Origin of the sequence: Paenibacillus contaminans (assembly GCF_003285015.1) — a bacterium.
GTDB lineage: Bacteria > Bacillota > Bacilli > Paenibacillales > NBRC-103111 > Paenibacillus_V > Paenibacillus_V contaminans.
In genome coordinates, this window is the sequence record NZ_QMFB01000009.1 from 274,976 (window position 1) to 295,516 (window position 20,541).

The 20,541-nt window shown below is 53.2% G+C and carries 12 protein-coding genes; 7 read left to right on the top strand and 5 right to left on the bottom strand.

The features are described from left to right. Nucleotides 1–148 precede the first annotated feature (148 nt). Nucleotides 149–574, top strand: a complete 426-nt coding sequence (locus DQG23_RS17395) for a hypothetical protein (protein ID WP_113032133.1) — start codon at nt 149–151, stop codon at nt 572–574. Between the two features lie 153 nt (nt 575–727). Then, nucleotides 728–1,921 carry a class I SAM-dependent methyltransferase gene (locus DQG23_RS17400; protein ID WP_113032134.1) on the top strand — a complete coding sequence of 398 codons (1,194 nt, stop codon included), beginning with the start codon at nt 728–730 and terminating at the stop codon, nt 1,919–1,921. 266 nt (nt 1,922–2,187) lie between these two features. On the opposite strand, the gene DQG23_RS17405 is transcribed toward DQG23_RS17400, so the two are convergent. From DQG23_RS17405 to sigJ, 3 genes are all read right to left on the bottom strand, one after another. Then, nucleotides 2,188–3,435, bottom strand: a complete 1,248-nt coding sequence (locus DQG23_RS17405; RefSeq protein ID WP_113032135.1) for an MFS transporter — start codon at nt 3,433–3,435, stop codon at nt 2,188–2,190. 1,673 nt (nt 3,436–5,108) lie between these two features. Next, complete coding sequence (locus DQG23_RS17415) at nt 5,109–5,945, bottom strand: sugar phosphate isomerase/epimerase family protein (protein ID WP_113032137.1); 837 nt, start codon at nt 5,943–5,945, stop codon at nt 5,109–5,111. A gap of 289 nt (nt 5,946–6,234) precedes the next feature. After that, the gene (sigJ, locus tag DQG23_RS17420; protein ID WP_158560573.1) at nt 6,235–7,134 is read right to left on the bottom strand and encodes an RNA polymerase sigma factor SigJ; all 900 of its coding nucleotides are present in this window, start codon (nt 7,132–7,134) and stop codon (nt 6,235–6,237) included. Between the two features lie 499 nt (nt 7,135–7,633). On the opposite strand from sigJ, the gene DQG23_RS17425 reads away from it, so the two are divergent. The 5 genes from DQG23_RS17425 to DQG23_RS17445 all read left to right on the top strand — a co-directional run bounded on the left by DQG23_RS17425 (nt 7,634) and on the right by DQG23_RS17445 (nt 17,710). Continuing rightward, on the top strand, nt 7,634–10,645 hold the full coding sequence (locus tag DQG23_RS17425; RefSeq protein ID WP_113032139.1) for an efflux RND transporter permease subunit: 3,012 nt from the start codon (nt 7,634–7,636) through the stop codon (nt 10,643–10,645). A gap of 661 nt (nt 10,646–11,306) precedes the next feature. Then, nucleotides 11,307–11,555, top strand: a complete 249-nt coding sequence (locus tag DQG23_RS17430) for a hypothetical protein (RefSeq protein ID WP_113032140.1) — start codon at nt 11,307–11,309, stop codon at nt 11,553–11,555. After that, the gene (locus DQG23_RS17435) at nt 11,548–16,602 is read left to right on the top strand and encodes an S-layer homology domain-containing protein (protein ID WP_113032141.1); all 5,055 of its coding nucleotides are present in this window, start codon (nt 11,548–11,550) and stop codon (nt 16,600–16,602) included. Before DQG23_RS17430 ends, DQG23_RS17435 begins: the two co-directional genes overlap by 8 nt. Before the next feature lie 117 nt (nt 16,603–16,719). After that, nucleotides 16,720–17,097, top strand: coding sequence for a hypothetical protein (locus tag DQG23_RS41825; protein ID WP_146762328.1), 378 nt, complete (start codon nt 16,720–16,722; stop codon nt 17,095–17,097). Next, a complete protein-coding gene (locus DQG23_RS17445) occupies nt 17,012–17,710 on the top strand; it encodes a YidC/Oxa1 family membrane protein insertase (RefSeq protein ID WP_113032143.1) in 699 nt (232 codons plus the stop codon). Before DQG23_RS41825 ends, DQG23_RS17445 begins: the two co-directional genes overlap by 86 nt. Nucleotides 17,711–18,331: 621 nt before the next feature. Here the strand turns inward: DQG23_RS17445 and DQG23_RS17450 are convergent. Together DQG23_RS17450 and DQG23_RS17455 are read right to left on the bottom strand one after the other, a co-directional pair. Beyond that, a complete protein-coding gene (locus DQG23_RS17450) occupies nt 18,332–19,021 on the bottom strand; it encodes a response regulator transcription factor (protein WP_113032144.1) in 690 nt (229 codons plus the stop codon). A 39-nt stretch (nt 19,022–19,060) separates the two neighbouring features. After that, complete coding sequence (locus tag DQG23_RS17455; RefSeq protein WP_113032145.1) at nt 19,061–20,338, bottom strand: sensor histidine kinase; 1,278 nt, start codon at nt 20,336–20,338, stop codon at nt 19,061–19,063. Nucleotides 20,339–20,541 lie beyond the last annotated feature (203 nt).

Below are 20,541 nucleotides of genomic sequence, written 5' to 3' on the forward strand. Positions count from 1 at the left end.
TCTTCGAAAGCGTTTAGGACGGCGAAGCCGTTTATCCTTGGTATGATTGTCCTTTTGAGGCGGATGACATAATATGAAGGAAGAGATTTCTTAGGAAAATGCCGGGAGCCGTCTGTTACGCGGCCGGTCGCCGAAGGAGGCGGGAACAATGCCTGAGCTGCATATTCGAAATCAAGCGGCGCATGTGCTGCTGGAGCCGTTTTTGCAGGAGTTTGCAAAGACGTGGGAGTGCGAGCTGGTGCCGCTGGAGGACAGGTACGTGCTTTATCCCGAAGTGATGCTGCGCAAGCACGGTTTGTTTCTGTTCAAGCTTGCCGACGGGTACAAGGTGTGCCGCGAGGAGGACGCGACGACGTGGGAGGACTTTCTGCTCATGAGGCTTGCTCATCTGCTGGCCGACCGCGGACGGGGGAGGCTGCAGCTGAACGGAGAAGGGGAACCGCTCGAGGTGGAGCCGCACCGGTTCGCAACGTTCGACGACTACGTCGACAAGGTGCTGGAGTATGAAGACGATCTTGTCCGCGATATGAAAAAATATTGGATTTATGCCCACCGCAAACGGTCGATCCGGTAAGGTTGGCATGCCGGCGGCAAGCTGATATACTGCTACATGCAAGATCGATCAAGGCATTGCCTGCCTTGAAGCGGCAAGGAACGGCAGGAGTGGCAGGCGGGAACTCATGCGGGCGAACGCCCGACAAGCTATCGGAACGGAGTATGAACAGGCATGGAAAAGGTTTTGACGCTGCTCAAGCAGCTGATCGGGGAGCAGTCGCTGCTGCAGGCGACGCTCAGCAATCCCCGGCGCAAGGACGCCGAGCAGCCCAGCAAGGTGAAGGCGAAGCCGGTTCTTTTGAAAGGACGGCTGCACGTGCAGTTCGCATATACGGTAGGTCCGCAGGAGCGTCACGAGAACGTTGAGCCGGAAGAGGCGGCGGACAAGCTTGCGGAGCTGCTGCGCACGGGCTTCAAGCAAGGGCTCGTGCAGGCGAAGGACGCCGACTACCAGATTCTCGTCAACCGCCAGGAGAAGGCGCAAATTTTAAAAAAGCAGGCGACGAAGAAAGAGGCCAGCCTGACGCATAACCGCCAAAAACGTTATGTGCTCGAGGAAGGCAAGCCGGTGCCTTTTCTCGTCGAGCTTGGCGTCATGAACGCGGAAGGCAAAGTACTGGCGGCCAAATACGACAAGTTCCGCCAGATCAACCGGTTTCTCGAGATGATCGACGACGTCGCGCCGCATTTGGCGGAAGGGCGGAAGCTGCACATCATCGACTTCGGCTGCGGCAAATCGTATTTGACATTCGCGTTGTATCATTATTTGACGCAAGTGCGCGGACTTGATATCGACGTAACGGGCCTCGACCTGAAGGCCGACGTCATCGCGCATTGCGAGGCGCTGGCATGGAAGCTGCGGTACGACGGGCTGCGTTTCCTCGTAGGGGATATAAGCCGCTACGAGGAACGCTCTAACGTCGATATGGTCGTCACCTTGCACGCCTGCGACACCGCGACCGATGCGGCGCTCGAGAAGGCCGTGCGCTGGGGGGCGAATGTGATTTTGTCCGTTCCATGCTGCCAGCACGAGCTATTCGGCCAAATCGAGAGCCAGGCGCTCGCGCCGCTGCTCACGCACGGCATTCTCAAGGAGCGCTTCGCCGCTCTTGCGACGGACGCCGCCCGCGCCAGGCTGCTGGAGCTCGTCGGCTACAAAACGCAAATGCTCGAATTTATCGATCTCGAGCATACGCCGAAGAACCTGCTGATCCGCGCCGTCAAACAGGCGCAGCCTGCCGCGGCTCTGCGCAAGCTGGCGGCGGAATATCGCGAGTACGCACAGTTTCTGCATGTCTCGCCGTACTTGGAACGCGCGCTGCAGGATAAGCTGGCGCCGCTTCTGGCGCAAGCGCAAGAAACGTAAGAGCTGTCCCGAACGGCTAGCTAGAAGGGAACGGCCCGAGCCAGTTTCGGTTCAGTAGCCTGTCGAGTCGGCATGAAAAGAAGGTTAGACCGCCGACGTGTGACCGAGCACCGCGTGCCGCGATGGCACCGCGCGCCGGGAGGCGCACGCGGTGCGGAAAGAAGCCTCCGTTTTCCACCAGACAGTGGACGCGAAGGCTTCTTTTATGCGTTTTTCGGGAACCGGAGATGCCGTTCCATTTACGGGAGTGTCAGCTGTAGCGCCGGCTACAGCTGTCGCTCTTGCAACGACGATGTGCGGGCCGCGCGATTTCGCTCGCGGAAAGGCGCCAGCCATCGGCTCGAGAGAAGAAGAAGAACGCCGGCTGCGCACCAGTAGATGGCCGAGGTGCCCACGACTTCATCCAGCGTATACGCGATGGACGGGCCTAACGATGCGCCGAGATCGGTCGCGACCGTATAGGAGGTCATGACGGCAAGCTTCGATGCGCGCTCGGCTGCATTGGTCGCGAGCGCATCGATGATTGTAGTGACGGCGGTGACGGTAAGCTGCAAGCCTATGAGCAAAATAAGCCATACCGCAAGAGGCATGCCGAACGGCACGATCGCCAGCAAGCAAGCGGAGCAGACAAGCAAGACGACGAACATGCGGTTCTGATTATTGGAGGCGTCGAACTTTTTGCCGATCCATGGCGACAGCCAGGGCTGCAGCCCCCAGCGCAGCGCCTGCAAAATGCCGGCAAGCGATGCGGCGCCGATCGAGAGCGTCCACAGCTGCACGTAAGTCGATTCGTGCACTTGAATGAGCCGGCTGAGCGTCGAATTATACATGCCTTGGAACACCATGGCCGTCAGCAAACCCGAGATAAGGGTCCAGACGACGACCGGCTCCTGCCAAGGCTTGACCGGCTGCCCGCCGTCCGTTCTTGAAGCGCTTTGCTCCGATTCCGTTTTGCCTGCCGAAACGTATTTGAGCACGAAAGGTATGGCGGCCAATGCGGCAAGGCCGAAAACAAAGGCGACGTTCCGGATGCCGAACAGCTCCACAGCGAACGAGCCGGCCAGCATGCCGACGAGACTGCCGATACCGGTCAGCCCGTTGAACGTGCCCATAAATTGGCCGCGATTCGTTTTATCCGACAGCTCGATAATCGTAAAATAGCCGCCCAACCGAAGAAAGCTCCATGCGAGCCCCCAAACCGAGCGCAGGACGAACAGCAGCCAGAAGCTCCCTGCGATGCCGTACGATGCGGTAGTTACGGCGGTAAGCAATATCGCCAGCAAGATGCCCGACCGCTTGGACATCCTTCTATACAGCCAGCCGATCAGCGGGTTGAGCGGGAGCCTGACAAGCCGGTTGACCGACAGCAGGATACCGACCTCCCATAAAGAGGTAAGGCCGAAGTCCCGCCACCAGATCGGCAGTACGACATAAAGCATCGAATCGCCAAGCAGACAAATAGCCGTGATAAGCGATATGACGATGACCGGCCGTTTGTTGTTGGTCGTTGTCACGTTTGCGCGTTCCCCTTTCGCGAAAAGAAGCCGTGGTCTTTCTTCGCCCCTTCTATATTGGATAATAGGGCGTTTTTTGAGGATGACAAGTGCGATGCAAGTTAAGTCCTTGCTTGCGCCGCAGCGATGTTTCCCGGAAGTAAACTATCTTTTAGAAGCCCTAGTGAAGAAAAACTCACTGTTCATTGGGCGATCTCACTATTTAACGGGTTAGATTTTTCTGTACCGTGAGCGCCTCCCGGCGCACGGTGCCATCGCGGCACGCGGTGCTCGGTCACACGTCGGCGGTCAAACCTCGTCCCGCCGGCCAGCAGCATTTCAGCACTTTTACTATTGATTTTATTAAGGGGTAAGGCACTTGCTTTTGCATTAGAAAGTCGTCGCCATCCAGCCTTCAGAGAGCTGTAGATGCATCACCATGTCGCTGATGACTTGTGTCCTGGAAAACTAGTAAGGAAAAGGCTGCCGCTAATAAGGCAAACCTAACGATCTCCCGCGATAGCCCGTGTTCTGGGGGCAAAGTGAGGCAAAAGTTACTATTGGTGAGGCAAACCTTACTATTTCTCGCCGATAACCCGTGTTCTGAAGGCATAATGAGGCAAAGGTTATTATTAGTGAGGCAAACCTTACTATTTCTCGCCGAAAACCCGTGTTCTGGGGGGCAAAGTGAGGCAAAAGTTATTATTGGTGAGGAAACCTTACTATTTCTCGCCGAAAACCCGTGTTCTGAAGGCATAATGAGGCAAAGGTTATTATTAGTGAGGCAAGCCTTACTATTTCTCGCCGATAACCCGTGTTCTGAAGGCATAATGAGGCAAAGGTTATTATTAGTGAGGCAAGCCTTACTATTTCTCGCCGATAACCCGTGTTCAAGCGAGGTAATGAGGCAAACGCAATTATTAGTGAGGCAAACGAAATTGATAGTGTTATTTGCCTCACTAATGGGCGAGAACGATCATTTTACCGGTGGAATAGTGAGGACAGCCTCATAAACAATAAGGTTTTCTCCACTAATCGCACAGTCTGTGATTCATGAAGTCACCAACCGTGTATCGATCAGCGAAAACCGGCAAAGTTAGCGTCACTAACAATAATTACCTTATCAAACGAGTGCGGATGGACGAAAGTCAGCAAGGTTTGCATCGCCGGCAATGGATTTCACTCATTACCCCTTACCAAACGAGTGCGGATGGACGAAAGTCAGCAAGGTTAGCATCACCGGCAATTGATTTGACTCATTACCCCTTACCAAACGAGTGCAGATGGACGAAAGTCAGCAAGGTTAGCATCACCGGCAATTGATTTGACTCATTACCCCTTACCAAACGAGTGCAGATGGGCGAAAGTCAGCAAGGTTAGCATCACCGGCAATTGATTTGACTCATTACCCCTTACCAAACGAGTGCAGATGGGCGAAAGTCAGCAAGGTTAGCATCACCGGCAATTGATTTGACTCATTACCCCTTACCAAACGAGTGCGGAGGGGCGGAAATCAGCAAGGTTAGCATCGCCGGCCATTAATTTCACTCATTCCCTTACCCGGACGCTTGTGATCTGCGAACAGCCGAACTCGATCGACCCGAAAATTGTGGATTCAGCAGCAACTTTTCATTATTGGCCGACCGTACATACTCTATTAGGTAATTTGCCATTAACACTTGACCGTGCGGCAACTACTTATTCCTTCTATTGTAACCGTCCAATAACTCATTGTAGCATGCCGCCAGCGATTCCGGGTCGGCAGGGAAAACTTCAAACAAAAACGGACCGTCGTAGCCGATTGACGCTAATGCGTCCAGCACCTCCTGCCATTGGATGACGCCTTTTCCGGGCATCCAGTGCTTCTCGTCGATTCCGTCGAAATCGGACATGTGAACGGTCGTAAGCCGGTTCCCCATCTTGCGGATAAACGACTCCGGAGTCTCTTGATACAAATGATTCACGTCGCAGCAAATGCCGCACTCCGGCGCATCTTCGAGAATCCGCAGCAATTCCTCGCTGTTATTGGCCAAGCAGGTGCGCGGCAAGCATTCGGCCGCCAGCTTGATCCCGACGGATGCGGCAATCGTGCTGAGCTCGCGAAGCGCTTCGCGGCATGCTGCGATCCTCGCTTCCCGCTCTTCTTCCGGAATCGGCTCGTAGCTCGGATGAATAACCGCGTGTCGTGCACCCCAAGGAGCGGCCATCCGAAGCAGCTCCGCCTGCGCTTCGATCACGGCGCGTCTGTGGACCGGATCCGTGACCGAAATATCCAACTCGCGCGTAAAAGGCAAATGGATCGACCACAGCTCCAACTGCTGATCGTTTATTTCCTGCACCGCTTTTTCATAGGATTGGCGCTTTTCGTCCGAAGGGATCTCCTCAAGATTTCTGTATTCCAGCACCAGCTCCACGCCGCTAAGCCCGGAGGCCTTCATGTCCGCCGGCGAGAATTCGCTCCGCAGCCCCCATGAGGTCGCTATTTTCCAATCGGCGGGATTTGTTCGTCCCTTCTGATTACCCGACTCCATACTTGTCACACTCCGCTCTTTAGTGTTGTTCGGTTAAAAGGTTTTCGAGGATTCAGCTTCATAGTAGACCCCTTGGTTATTTCCGGCAACCGTCACAATTTGCGCGGTCATTTCCGGGCGTTGTGTTTTTTTGCAAGATGCTGCGAGAGTCTGCGCAGCGTACCGCCGGAGAGGGGGCGGCACAACCAGCCCGCGCGGGAATGACAAAAAAGCCGGCATACCGCTCATAGAGCAGTCGTGCCGGCTTCTCATCGTTACCTGTTGTGTACGCGGTCGGGCCAATGCTTCTTCAAGCTCCATGACTCGCGCTTATTTGGATATGGCGCAGCTTTTCCGGATTGCGCATGATATAAATCGCCGAGATTAGCCCGTCGCGTAAGGCGAAGGAATAAACGCCATGCACGGAGCCGCCGACGTGCTGGATAAAGCCGGGCAGTCCGTTCACCGTCGTCATTTCGATGCCTGACGCTTCTTTCCGCTTCTCGTTGACGGAAACGAGGAATGTCGCGATAAGCTGCGGGTCGAGAATCGGCCGTTTGGCGGCGATGACTTTGCCGCCGCCGTCGGAGAGCAGCGCCGCATCGGTAGTGAAGACGCGCATCAAACGGCCGGCGTCGCCGGCGGACAGCGCAGCGACGAATTCGTCGACGAGCGCGCTGCTCCGTGCCGTCCGGGGTTGCTGCGCCTCTTCCCAGCCGGCAAGCTTCATGCGGGCGCGGCGAAGCAGCTGGCGGCAGTTGGCTTCGCTTTTGCCGACGATGCCTGCGATTTCGCCGTATTCGTAATCGAGCGCTTCGCGAAGCACGAATACGGACCGCTCGGCGGGCGTCAGTTTTTCCAGCAGCAGCAGAAAAGCGGTCGACAGGGTATCCTTCCGTTCGAGGCTTTGCTGCGGATCGGCTGCGCCGCTATCATCCACCCACGGCTCGGGCAGCCACGGGCCAATATAAGCGGTGCGCTCTTTTTTGAGTTTGCGCAAACGGTCGATGCAGCGGTTGGTTACGATTTTGCACAGGTAGGCACGAACGTTATCGATCGATTCGTTTGCGGACGCATCGAAGGCAAGGAACGCTTCGTGCACGATATCTTCGGCCTCGCTCATGCTGCCGAGCATCCGGTAAGCAAGCGAAAGCAAAAGCGGCTTATGGGTTGTATATAAATCTGACGCTTGGGCGTTCATGGCGATCATCGTCATTCCTCCGTTCCTGCGAAACGTGTTGTTTCTATTGTAGCATCCCCGCAGGGCCGTGCAACGGCCGTATATAGAACGAAGCAGGGAGCAGATTTGTGACAAATGCGGCCTATTTTTTTCGAGGGCATGCAGCCGTACTTCCGAAAAGTTACTATCATGTACATTTCACGCTATTAATATGCGGATATTTGTCGTTATTGACGCCCTTTCCCGAAAGCGGTCATTTCGCTCTGCATCCGATATGCCCTCGTCATATGACCGGCGGCTCACAGTCATGTGACTGCCGCACCGGTTTCCTGATTTCGGCATTAATCCCTCGTGACTCGATTGACTCGCTCATGACCGAGGTTGTGACAGGCGGCACTAACCGCATATGACCCGCAGACGGTAATCTTAAACACGTAAAAGCATGATATTGCGAACGGCTAAACACCGAGGGTTGCAGCAGGAAGAACAGATAAATAAGGGTGTTTGCGAGAAGAAAGGGGAAAAGAACGTGACTTGGTTTACGAAATGGGCATTTAAAAACAAAGCGTCCGTTATCCTGATGGTGCTGCTGGTTATGACGGTCGGCGTGATGAGCTACTTCAAGCTTCCGCTCGAATATTTACCGGAGGCGAATATGCCGCAAGTAACGGTAACGACGCTCGGACAAGGTCATGACGCAGGGTCGATGACGGCGAACGTGACCGAACCGATCGAGAAGGCCGTGCAGAACGTCAAGCATAAAACCGAGGTGTTCTCCACGACAGGCGACGGCTTCTCGCGTGTAGACATCAACTTCACTTCCGGCTCCGATATGAAGGCGGCCAAAGCGGAGGTACAGGAAGCGCTCGCCGATATTGCTTTTCCGGAGGGCGTCAACAAACCGATGATCCTTCAGCTGAATACGAGCATGATTCCGATTTCGCAAATTACGATTGCGTTTAAGGACGGCATTACAGAAACGAACATGGAGTATCTCGACAAAAAGATCGTGCCGGCGCTTGAAGGCGTAGAGGGCGTATCGTCGGTATCGATTTACGGCCGTGCCGCTTCGAACGTGAGCGTCACGCTCGACAAGGCCAAGATGACGGAGCTGAACCTTCCGCTGCATGCGGTAATGGGCGTTCTGCAAGGGCAGAACATGACGGCTGCGGTCGCAGGCAAGACGATCGACGGCAAAGCGAGCAACATTAAAGTAACGGGCAGCCTGAACGGCGTCGACGCATTGAAAAATCTCGCGGTCGTTCCGGGCGTCAAGCTGGGCGATATCGCAAAAATCGAATCGAAGCTGGATGCGGAGAACGTCACCCGCGTCAACGAGAAAGACGCCCTGATGGCCATCGTCATGAAGGAAGCCGGTAAAAATGCGGTTGCCGTAGGCGAAGGCGTTGCCAAAAAGATCGATGAGTTGAATAAAGAAAATGCGAATCTGGAAGCGAGCGTGTTCTGGGCATCCGCAGACCAAGTGAAAAATTCCGTGAACAGCATGATGAAAGAAGTAGGCATGGGGGCATTGTTCGCCACAATCGTCATTCTTCTTTTCCTGAGAAGCATCAGAACGACATTGATCACGATCGTATCGATTCCTTTGTCGCTCGGCTTGACGCTGTTCCTGCTTGACCAAACGGGTATTACTTTGAACATTTTAACGCTGGGTGGCGTAGCCGTTGCCGTAGGCCGGCTGGTTGACGACAGTATCGTCGTCATCGAGAATATATTCCGGAAAGCCCAGCAGGGCGAGGCGTTAAACCGCGAAATGATCACGCAATCCGTTAAAGAAGTGGGCGGCGCCATTACGTCTTCGACTTTGACGACGGTAGCCGTTTTCCTGCCGATGGGTCTTGTGCAAGGCTCGCTGCATGATTTCATGCTTCCTTTCGCCTTGACCGTTACGTATGCGCTGCTGTCTTCGCTGCTCGTAGCGTTGACCGTGGTGCCGCTTATGAGCAAAGGCTTGCTGCAGAAAGCGAGTATGCCGAAGCATAAAGAACCGAAACGTTATATGAACATGCTGCGTTTCAGCCTGAATCATAAGTGGGTGCCGATCACAATTGCGATCGTACTCACGGCCGGTGCAATCGGCACATACTTTGCGATGCCGAAAGGCACGATCAGCGCATCGGATTCCAGCATGGTGCAGATGTCGATCGAGTATCCCAGCGATACGCCGGTTGCCGAGGTTTTGAGCAACGGAACGAAGCTTGAGAAGACGTTAAAGGAACAGCCTGAAGTAAAAATGGTCATGATGATGTCCGGCAACAGCTCGGATGACGCCAAATGGGGCGAAGTCAAGTCGGCAACGAAGGTCGAATACTACGTGACGATGAAAGAGGGCGCGGATGCGCAGCATTTTATCGACGAAATGAAAAAAGAGAAAGAGAACTATAAAGGCGCGCAGTTTGAAATCGCAACGCAATCGATGACCGGCGGCGCCAGCTCGACCATCACGCTCGACCTGGTCGGCAGCAATGTCGACGAGCTCGTCAAATCGTCCGGTACGATTATCGATTCGCTCAAAGGGATCGACGGCGTAGATAAAATCATTGGAAATCAGCAAGAAACGAAGCCGATTTACAACATTGAAGTCGATCCGTCGCTGGCGAACGCCCAGCAGATCGCGGGCGAGCTGCAAATGCTTCTGAACCGGATGCCGATCGGAACGATCAAAGTAGAGGGCAAAGACACGCCTGTCATTCTTCAAGCGTTCGCTGACCCGGCTTCCGAGGATGCGCTGAAAAACATCCTGGTAACGACTGCGCAAGGGCCGACGGAGCTGTCCAAAGTCGCTAAAATCGTGAAAACGAACGAAGCGAGCAGCGTATTCCGGAAAGACGGCAATCAGTATTTGCGTATCAACGTGATAATCAATTCGGATAAGCTGAGTGCGGTATCCGCGGAAATCAACAAGCAAGTGGCTGCATTCAAGCTGCCTGACGGCGTGAAGCTGCAGCAAGGCGGCGCGAGCGAAGCGCAGCAAAAGGAATTTGCCGATATGGGCATGACGATGCTGGCTTCGATCGGAATCGTGTACCTGATCATGGTGCTGACGTTCAAAACGCTCCGCGCACCGCTTGCCATCCTGTTCTCGCTGCCGCTTGCGGCTGTCGGCGCCGTCCTTGGACTTGTCGTTTTCCGAGTGCAGGTCGATCCGTCCGCAATGATCGGGGCGCTCATGCTCATCGGCGTCGTCGTGACGAACGCGATCGTATTGCTGGAGCGGGTGAAGCACAACGAAGAGACGATGTCGATTCGTGACTCGCTTCTCGAAGCGGGCGCTACACGCCTTCGCCCGATCATCATGACGGCTGTCGCCACCGTATGCGCCATGCTGCCGCTTCTGTTCAAAAGCGGTGCGGACGGCAGCATCGTCTCCAAAAGCTTGGCGGTCGTCGTCATCGGCGGCTTGACCGTATCGACGCTGCTGACGCTGGTCGTCGTGCCTGTCGCCTACGAGCTGCTCCACTTCCGCAAGTCGCGCAAGCAGCGCCGCGAGCAGAAAGCTTCGCAGACGCTGGCTGCTTAATAGAAAGTACGCCGGCTTGCTAGTCGAATACAAGAACGCCGAAGACCATTAATGGTTTTCGGCGTTCTGTTTTGTTCACATCAAAGCGTATACCTGGCGGTTGTTCGGCTTAACCTTCCCGATACGTTAGTAGTATTTTGCTGTAGTCCGAAAGACGCCTTTTGCTGTTGTTCGAGTTTGCCCGCTTAGAACAAGTCGCCGAGGTCTTACTTGCGCTGCAGTCAGATTCCGCCTTCTTGGAGAGCCGATTTATCGGTATGCCTTGTCAAATAGCCGCTGTAAGCTGGCGTTTTCGTACTGCAGACGAGGAAAGGAAACAAGGTACGAGTTCAATTGGGCGAAATCGGATTGCAGCGTTTGCAGGCAACAATCGAAGAAGGCTGCGTGACTCCGAGGCGAACGTTCTGCCAACAATGTGCGGAGAGGCGGTGTATTCGTCTTAGCCTGTGGCCGAGCATCTCAAGCTGTCTAACAACATTTTTCGTACCGCTCCAAGCATTGTATGTTAGCACCTCACACCAGTCCTCGACAAATATCCGCAAAAATATTCACTTACGACAAATATTGACAAATTTCTGTATCATTATCCTCTATACTCAAAGGAATAGGTCCGAGGGTTCACGAATCCGAAGGCACTTGACAAAAAGGGGAGTTAGAAAAAATGCGCAAGCGAACGAGCAGATTATTTTTATGCCTGTTATCCATTCTGCTGGTCATGACGGGCGCTTTGCCGGCCGCGGCCGCAAGCCAGGCGTCAGTCGTTCGGGTTGACAAAAATCCCGGCGGGCAAGCAACCGCTTCGGTGAATAGCATTCTGGATGTGGCGGCGCCGGATTGGGAACGGCTCAGCGATGTGACCTATGCCGTTTATAACGGGAACGGGTCGCGGGTCGCGGGTCGGTATGTTTAGCGTCCCCAAAAACGAGCTTCAATCGACGGTCAAAGACTCCGTTTACACAATCGATTACAGCTTCCTCATCCCTGGATTGAATGACGGAGCTTACCGTATAAAAGCGACTTATCAAGGTGCGGCGGGCATGCTGGAACAGGAGCAATCCTTCAACCTTATTCCTTCGGCCAGGCCATCCATAATGGTGGAAAGAACGGCGAAAGACGGAATGGCTCCCGTGCATGCCGAAGACGGATTTATTCGATCGGACGATAAAGAAGTTGCGGTTGCCGTCAAGGATGCTTACGGGTTGCCCTACGCCAACCGGTATGTCGAAGTCGATTACGGTTTCGGCAATTGGGTTCAAACGGTAACCGATTCGGACGGGAAACTGGTCGTTTTCCGGAACGGCAAGCCTGCTTTGCTCAACGAGGGCGCTTCGTACGATTTTTCCATTTCGATAAGGGCAAAAGAATTGCTTGCTTCGGAAAATATGTTCGTGGAAGACCTCTTCGATCAACAATATCCGGACAGCTATCTGATCGAAACCCGTTTTTTGGATCGGAACGGTGCGTTTATATCGAATGTATCCCCCAACTGGAAATATATAACCGGAGTCCAGCGTTTCTTGAGCGGTAGCGTGTTTATTTTAGATAAATCCACTTCGATGCCGCAGGTGAGCGGTTCGATTCAAAGCGGTAACGATCAGTATTGGTTTTCGCTAGGCCCGCAAGATTTAAAGCCTCCTCAGCAGGGAAAAAAGAAAACCGTTATCGTGGACGGCAGAAATTTTTCAAAGGTTTCATTTCAGCACACTTGGAACGGACTACCGGTAAGGATCGATGAAGTTTCTCTTATTGACGATAGCTTGGATAGGCTTATCTATAGGGACTATTTCATCGGCAAATTATCGTTTCCAAATGACGGAAACGTTTATGTGGCCAATGGATCGGCCTATCAAATGACGACCGTAGGGACTCTTCAGTCGGGGGACAAGGTGATGTTCCGTGAGCTTCTGGCTCCGAACGGGAGTTCTGCGGTCGGCGGCTACAATGCGCAGTCGTCCGATTATACCGGAATTGCAGTAGAAGCGGAGTATACAGACAATGACAAAGCTAAAATTCGCGTCGGGTATATGAACGACAACTTGAACTATAACGAAACGATCATCGATTTGCAGCACGGCAAGAGGCTCTTCGTCAAGAAGAATGAAAAGCTGTATAAACTTAATGCCGCGGTCAATCGATACGGCGACGATGCCACCCTGGTCCGGGAGTTTGTGCCGTCGGCGGATACATACGAGTTTCGGGCAGGCGAGCTGGCCGATGTGGGGATACGTAAATACGACGACCACAGCTATTATTATACTTACTTAAATTTACCGGAACGGCAAAGCTATATGCTCGGTGAAACGGCAGCGGTTGTTTTAGATGCAAAAGATAGCGAGGGAACGCAAGTCGATTTCAGCAGAAAAATTTTTGCGGATGTGATGCAGGGCGATAAACAAATTGCAAAAAGCAGTGAAGTACCCCCTTCCGAGATTTACTCGCCTAACGGCGAGAGGCTAGTCTATGCATGGAGTTTTTCTCCTTTTGAGACGGGAACCTACACGGTAAAGTTTTATGCAAGTCCAATAAACGATCAGAGTCAGATTGAGGTTTTGGGTGAAGCTGCATTTGAGGTGCTCCCGAGAAAGGAACTGGATGTGGAACTGCTGGATGCGAACGGGCAACGGATCGATTTGCTTGCCGCCTCTTACATAACTAAAGAACAGATGAAAAAGATATCCATTACGGTTCGGGCTCATAAAACTGGGGAAATCGGGGAGGCCATTCCGAATGCCGCAATAACATATTTTGGTTCAGATACGACAGGTACAAATTATTCGTCTACGGTTACTACCGTTACTACCGTTACTGCCGATACTCCGGTGCCAGTTACGGATCAGAACGGCAACGTAATGATCCAACCGAGATTCATTGGTTCTGACATTAAAATACTAACCATTATTATCAATAAAGAAGGTTTTCTGCAGAAGACGATAAAATTACCGGTGATAGACCCAACAAAGGAAGCAGTCGTGAAAATTACCGGCCTGGACAGGCCTGAATCCGATCCGGAGTATGCGGGTGGAATGCCCTTTCGCAACAGTTCTGTCGCTGTGTCGTATCAATCGGCCGATGCTATCGGGCAATTGAATACTTGGATTGGCCAGGAGGCAATCAGCAATCCGATCATCGTACCTGCGCCATCTTTGGTCAAGATCGGCTTGTCCAAGGCTGCTCAAGCTTACTCGGAGACTTCTGCCGAAATGGGGTACTATGTTTCCGGCTCCCTCCGCACGGAGGCAGGCAAGAAATACGATGTCGTACTGGATGCGAGAATGGAGAATCAACAGGTTATTAAGGTGAATGTGCCGCAAACGTTCCAGAGAATCTCGCTCGTTCCCAAGGATGGACCCGGAATGGCACTGGGCGCAGGGGTGATCAGTTATAACCATCCGAACAAAAACTACTTCTATGTAACAAAGGGCAACTACGATATTTTGGCGGAAATCCCAGGTAAAGCTTATTTTGTTGAGAACGTTGAATTGACACAAAATAATATGAACTTGGAGATCGATACCGCATCCGAGAAGCAGGCGATTCTGCAAGGAGAATCCGATATTCGTAACTTAAGTGCGGATTATATAGCTGGCAATGGAACTCGTGTAAATGGTGGCTTTGCAAATAACGCTCTTTCCGTAACCCCAGGCAATATACTTGTCAGCTTCAATCGTACTAAAGGAGTGAGAGAGTACAGGTACGCCGTCAAGTTATCCAAACAGAATCTGCTGCCTGGTAAAGTAAAGCGAATAGGGGTGATAGAGCCTGCTAAATTAGATATCATAAGCGATATGCAATCGTTAAGGAAAAGGGATCAGCTCCAAATCGGTCTGTTGGACGAAGCGGGCGGCATGGTGACTAACGTTACAGAAAGCAGGCTAGTTGTCTACAACAGTTATATAACAACGCATTATAGCAGTTCTGTTGTTGATGCCACCCTGCGAATGACCGACAGTCAAGGCAAAGAAGTGTTTAAGTCGGTAACGTCAAATTACCCGCTTAACATGATGGTCCCGGATGATGACGGGACATATACAATAGAAGCGTCGCTTACTTTGGATGGCAAGCTGTATAGCATGAGTCGCAAGGTAACCTTCAAGACCTCGTCCTCCGGCGGAGATTCAGGCGGCAACCAAGGAGGCAACCAAGGAGGCAACCAAGGAGGCAACCAAGGAGGCAACCAAGGCGGCAACCAAGGCGGCAACCAAGGCGGCAACCAAGGTGGTAACCAAGGCGGGAATTCAGGCGGCAACCCAGGCGGAGCTGCGGGCGGCGGAAATGGTCAGCAGGGTATCGTTCCGAAAGAAGTGACCGCCGGAAATATAAAACTGAAAGATATTGGTGCGAATCCGGATACGTCGGAAGCGGACAAAGCCAAGCTGGCCAGGGAAACGCTCGCGCAGATCGCCGATGCGGTTAAAGGGGTAGAAGATAGTCAAGACGCCGAGAAAACGGTTCAGTCTGTCGCGGAAACCTTAAAGCATGCTTCCGGGCTAGCGGCGGGAATGAACGACGAAAAGCAGAAGGAACAAGTCGTGCAAGCTGTGAAAGATTTGCTGAACAGCACGTCGTACGCATTGGATAAAGTCGGAGACGGCGCAAAAGCGGTCGAGCTGACTCGATCGATTATCGAAGGGGCTGCCGGTCTTGTCGGAAATGGAAAAAGGGACTCTCTGTCCTTGGCGGCCGAACAACTGAAGAACGGCCTGCTGGATATGGGCAGAAGAGCGGTTGAGAAAGCAGCGGCTGTCACGCTGGAAAACAAGGACGTGAAGGTGGAAGGAAATGCAGCTCGAACAGCGTTGAATGCAAATCAGATAACTAGTCAGCTTGAACAGGCCAAGCAATCGCTTGCTTCGATTTCCGGAGCTTTGAAGGCTGCCATCGGTGATCATGCGGCGATCCGTCCGGTATTTTCGATTGTCTTCCCGCAGACGAACGGGACTATATCCAAGCTGGCGGCGGACTTGCCTTCGGATTTGATTACAGCGGCCCAAGAAAGCGGCATGACTGGTTTGAACGTGCAAATGGGCAATACAGGTTTTACGGTGGATTCGGATACGTTCGGCGTGCTGCGGAGCGGTCAATCTATTACACTCGCAGCCGAAATGGTTAGGCAAGCGGCGATTCCCGATCCTTTGAACGCCGAGAAGCTTGCCGACATTCCGGTCATGGAATTTAGCGCTGCGATCGACGGTAAGAAGGTCGAGAAATTCAACCGTCCTATGATGATTTCATTCGACGTGTCCGCTGTCGATACGAGCAAATATTCCGAAGAGGACTTGGCAAGCTTGACTGTTTATATGCTTAACGAGAAAACGCTTAAGTGGGAAGCTGTCGGCGGCCGATATGATCTGGTAACGAAGACGATCCGGACTCTTCGCAGTCATTTCAGCAAGTACACGGTGATGAAATCGCAGTTCTCTTACAATGACACGAAAAGTCACTGGGCCCGCAAAGAAGTCACCGAATTGCTTGCCAAAGGAATTCTGGACGAAGGCTCCTCGTTCGAGCCGGACCGAGAAGTGACTCGCGAACAGTTCGCGGCATGGATCGTGCGCGCTTACGGTCTGGATGGTGCTGGCCTGCCGATGCCGTTTGAAGATGTGGAGCCGTCCAATCCTTACTTCGATGAGATCTCAACGGCATTTGCGGAAGGCATTATCAACGGTAAGAGTGATTCCCGATTCGATCCGAAATCGACGATTACAAGGCAAGAGATCGCAGTCATGCTCAGCCGGGCATTGTTGAAGTATGCGAATATTCAACCTGCTAAAGAATACTCCGGGTTAAATACCGCTTTCACGGATAGCAACCTAATTGCGGATTGGGCGGTGGAAGGTGTCGCTGCCTTAAAGCAACTTAAGCTAGTGGACGGTTACGAAGACGGTTCGTTTAAGCCTGAAGGATTTACGAGTAAAGCGGAAGCCGCGGTGCTTGTCTATCGGATTTATATGAAATAGGCAATGGCTCGCCAGTCTTGCGCGATTCCGGACTGGAGTTCGAATGTCGATCCGCAACCGTCGAGCATACCGTTGCGTATTACCGGGTATATGCTTTGCAGAAGGAGGTGAGGGCGAATGGAGCTGTCGATCGACGTTGTGCTGTTTCTCGTTTGCGCGCTGTCGTGCTGTGCCTGGATAGCGGGGCCTAAGGCAGTTCGCATCTGGGGCGCCGCCTTGCAGGTTACGAGCCTGCTGCCGCTTCGCGCGGATTGGAGAGCGGCTCGGCCGCGTTTGCCGATCCGGATGCTGAGGGCAAGGCGCAAGCTTCCGCGGGCGTTCAGGGAAACGGCCGGAGGGGATGAACCGGCTTCCGGGATGGGGAAATTCCGTTACGAATACCCATCTATAATCCCGGGAGGAATGTCTCATGGTATCCTTATTGGAGCCCGTGCTGCGGCCGATCGCAGCCGTACTGCATTCGCTGCTCACGTTTTTGTTTCAAGTATCGCATGATTGGGGAGTAGCCCTTATCGCGTTGACATTGCTTGTCAGGCTGGCACTTGGCGCGTTAAATCTGCGGACGGCCCGCCAATACGCGCGCCAGCATAAGATTAAGCCCGAATTGATGAAGCTGAGGGAGAAGCATCAGGACAATCCGCAAACGCTTATGCAGGAAACCTTCAAGCTATATCGGCATAACGGCGTAAACCCGCTTGCCCCATTCGGCACTGCGCTGCTGCAAATGCCGGTGTTTATGGGCATGTACAGCATGTTCGCCGCCCACGGAAGCTCGATGACGTCTGTGCTGATTCCTTGGGTAAGTACATTCGCTCTTGCGGATCCGCTGCATTTGATCCCCGCTTTGGTCGGCGTATTGACGTTCCTTGTCAGCTTCATCCCTCTGCTCGGGGAATCCGAGATGCCGGCGGCGCCATTCGCTCAAAGACTGCTGCTTGCCGCCGTCGTTTCGATTGTTTTTACCGGGGTGATGTGGCGGGCGCCGGTAGCGTTAGGCCTGTACTCGATGTCCGGATCGCTGTTCGCTTTGCTGGAGCGGGTGTTTTACCGGCTGAAGCCGGGGCGCAAGCTGCTGCAAAAGCCGCTGCCAATCAAGCAAACGGCTTAAGAAGAGTCATCGAATAAGATAGAAACGACAAAAAACCGGAAGCCCGATGACAAGCGAGCTTCCGGTTTTTTTGGCAGAATAGGGCTCGCCTGGCAGAGATGCTGCCACTGAGGCTCCTCGATATGCTGCAGTCCGAAATAGCCCGCCTGGAGCAAGGAATCGAGGTTCGTCTACCTCAGGAGTCCGATTTTGCCGGCTTGGGGAACGGGTTCACCGGTGTGCCGAGCAAAATACCCGCTGTAAGTAGGCGTTTTCGGACTCCAGGCATGGCAAGGAAGACGTGCTCGATTCCAAATGGGCAAAGTCGGACTCCAGCGGATGTAAGCGACGAGCGATGAGGGGTAAGCAGGGAGGAATTCGGTTGGCGGACCGGTAAATGTCAAAGACGTAACAGAAAGCACCCAAGGCGAACAAGAGGTAAGGGGTATGGGGGCGGGCCAGCAAAAAGGAGCTACGCTACGGGCGTCTTTGAAATCGTGTTTCTACCTCGAATTACGTTCAAAGAAACACGATTTCAGCGGTTGAAGCCTATCCCCACTACCTCGCCAACGGACAAACCTACATCGAACACCAAAGCCGCCGCAAGGCGGTCTTCTCGTCATGGAAAAAATATGTTACGTATTAGAGCATGCCTTCATCCTGCGCTTTTTTCGTCGCTTGAATGCGGTCGCGCACGTCGAGCTTGGAATAGATGCTGCTGATGTAATTTTTAACGGTGCCTTCCGACAAAAAGAGCTTCTCGGATATTTCCCGGTTGTTCAGGCCGTCGGCGATGCAGCCGAGCACCTGGAGCTCCCGCTCGCTTAAGCCGTAAGCGGCGGATCTGGCTTGCTCCGCTTCCAGACGGGAAGTTCCGCTTTCGTTTGCGGCCGGAGCGCCGGAACCGTTGCTTTGCAGCTGGTTCACCATCATTTTGGCGATATCTTGGGGAATGAGCGTTCCGCCTTGATGCACCCACTTGATGCCCGAAGCGAGATCCTTGGGATGAATCGCCTTCAGCAGATAACCTTCCGCTCCTGCGCCGAGCGCTTCGACGACGTAATTGATTTCCTGGAACGTCGTCAGGATGATCAGCCTGATGTTCGGCCAGCGCGTCTTGATTTGGCGTGTCGCTTCGACGCCGTCCATTTCCGGCATATGAATATCCATCAGCACGACGTTCGGGCTGTGCTGCTCGCAAAGCTCGATCGCCACGCGGCCGTTCTCGGCCATGCCGACTACCTCGATATCGGGGTCCATGTCGAGCACGATGTGCAAGCTTTCGCGTATGAGGTCCTGATCGTCTACTAGCAGAAGCTTGATCGGTTTCATAAACATCCTCCTTCGGGAACTGGCTCGTTGAGATTGCTGTTAAGGCTTCGGCTTTTGACGAAGCGGGATTTTACAGGTGATCGTCGTTCCGAAGCCTCTGGCCGAAGAAGCCTGCAAGGTACCGTTCAGCGCGGAAATACGCTCACGCATCGCCTTCAGTCCAAAGCCTTCACGCAGCTTTTCGGTGCCGAAGCCGTTGTCTTCGATCCGCAGCAGGACGGAATCGGGCGCGAAATCGATCCAGACGTCGACGATCCCAGCCTCGCCGTGGCGTTTGGCATTCGTCAGCGACTCCTGCAAGCAGCGTACCAGCGTCAGGTGCATCTGCTTCGGAAGGGCGATTTCGTCTCCGCTTACTTTAATTTTGACCTGCGTTCCGGTGTGCGTGGAAAATTCGCCGGCCAGCTGGCTAAGCTGCAGGGAAAGCGTTTCGGGTTCGTCCACGGGCGCGATCTGGTGAATGCTCCGCCGGACTTCGTCCAAGCCTTTGCGCGTCAGGCCGCGCAGCACCTCCAGCTTCTCCTTGGCCTTCTCGGGGGCCGAGTCCATTAGATAGGAGACGGCGTCCATTCCCATAATAACCGAAGTGAACGTATGACCGACCGTATCGTGCAGCTCGCGCGCCAGCCGGTTCCGTTCCTCCAGCAGCGTCAGCTTCTCCACCTGGGACGAATACTGCTCGAGCGCGCGGTTTTGTTCGCGGATCAGATGGTACTGCTTCAGGTTTTCCTCGTACAGCCGCTTCCTGCGGAGATGGTCGTGCATAATGCGGTTTACCGCCATCCCGACAGCCAGAATAACGGCATTATTGAATACGGAGCCTATAAATTCATAAGTAGGGTGTTCAAACGTCACGAAAAATACGTCTAGTACAGGCGGTCCGATCACGACGATCGGAGCGACCCACCAGATGGTCGACCGGTGTGCCAAATACCCTAAGATCATGCAGGACAAAGTCAGAACCGGCACCGATTGATGCGTGGTTATGGTTGCCCATACCTGAAAAGCTCCATTGGTTACAAGGATCGCTACCGGAAACAGAAAATAATGGACATATCCCGGGCGCCAAAAAATGAGCGGTATGAAATAACCGCATACTGTGCCGATGATGGCCATGGTTCGATGATTGATAACCAAGGATTCCTGTTGAAAAATGATGGAGAACATGCTGAGTAGAAACCCGGTTGAGAAAATCGTGAAAAACACCCAGTCCTGCCAGTTCCATTTGCGTCGATCGATCAAGGTTTTCACCAACGTTTTTTCTTGAAATGAAAAGAAGTTTTGCAGAAGGCTCGGCTCCATAAAATGCCGGCACATCTATACCTTCTCCCATTGTACATAAAAATAAGTACGGCACATAGTGATTCCAGTCATATTAGGGATATGACCGCGAACATGACCGCCGGCATGACGTTCGGCACTGCTTGAAGGTGACGGATCGCGGTTATACTTGTAAGGCGAGGAATAACGGCTGCGTTCTCGGTTCCGTCTTGGAAGGAAGAGCGGTCTAAGCTTGTAAA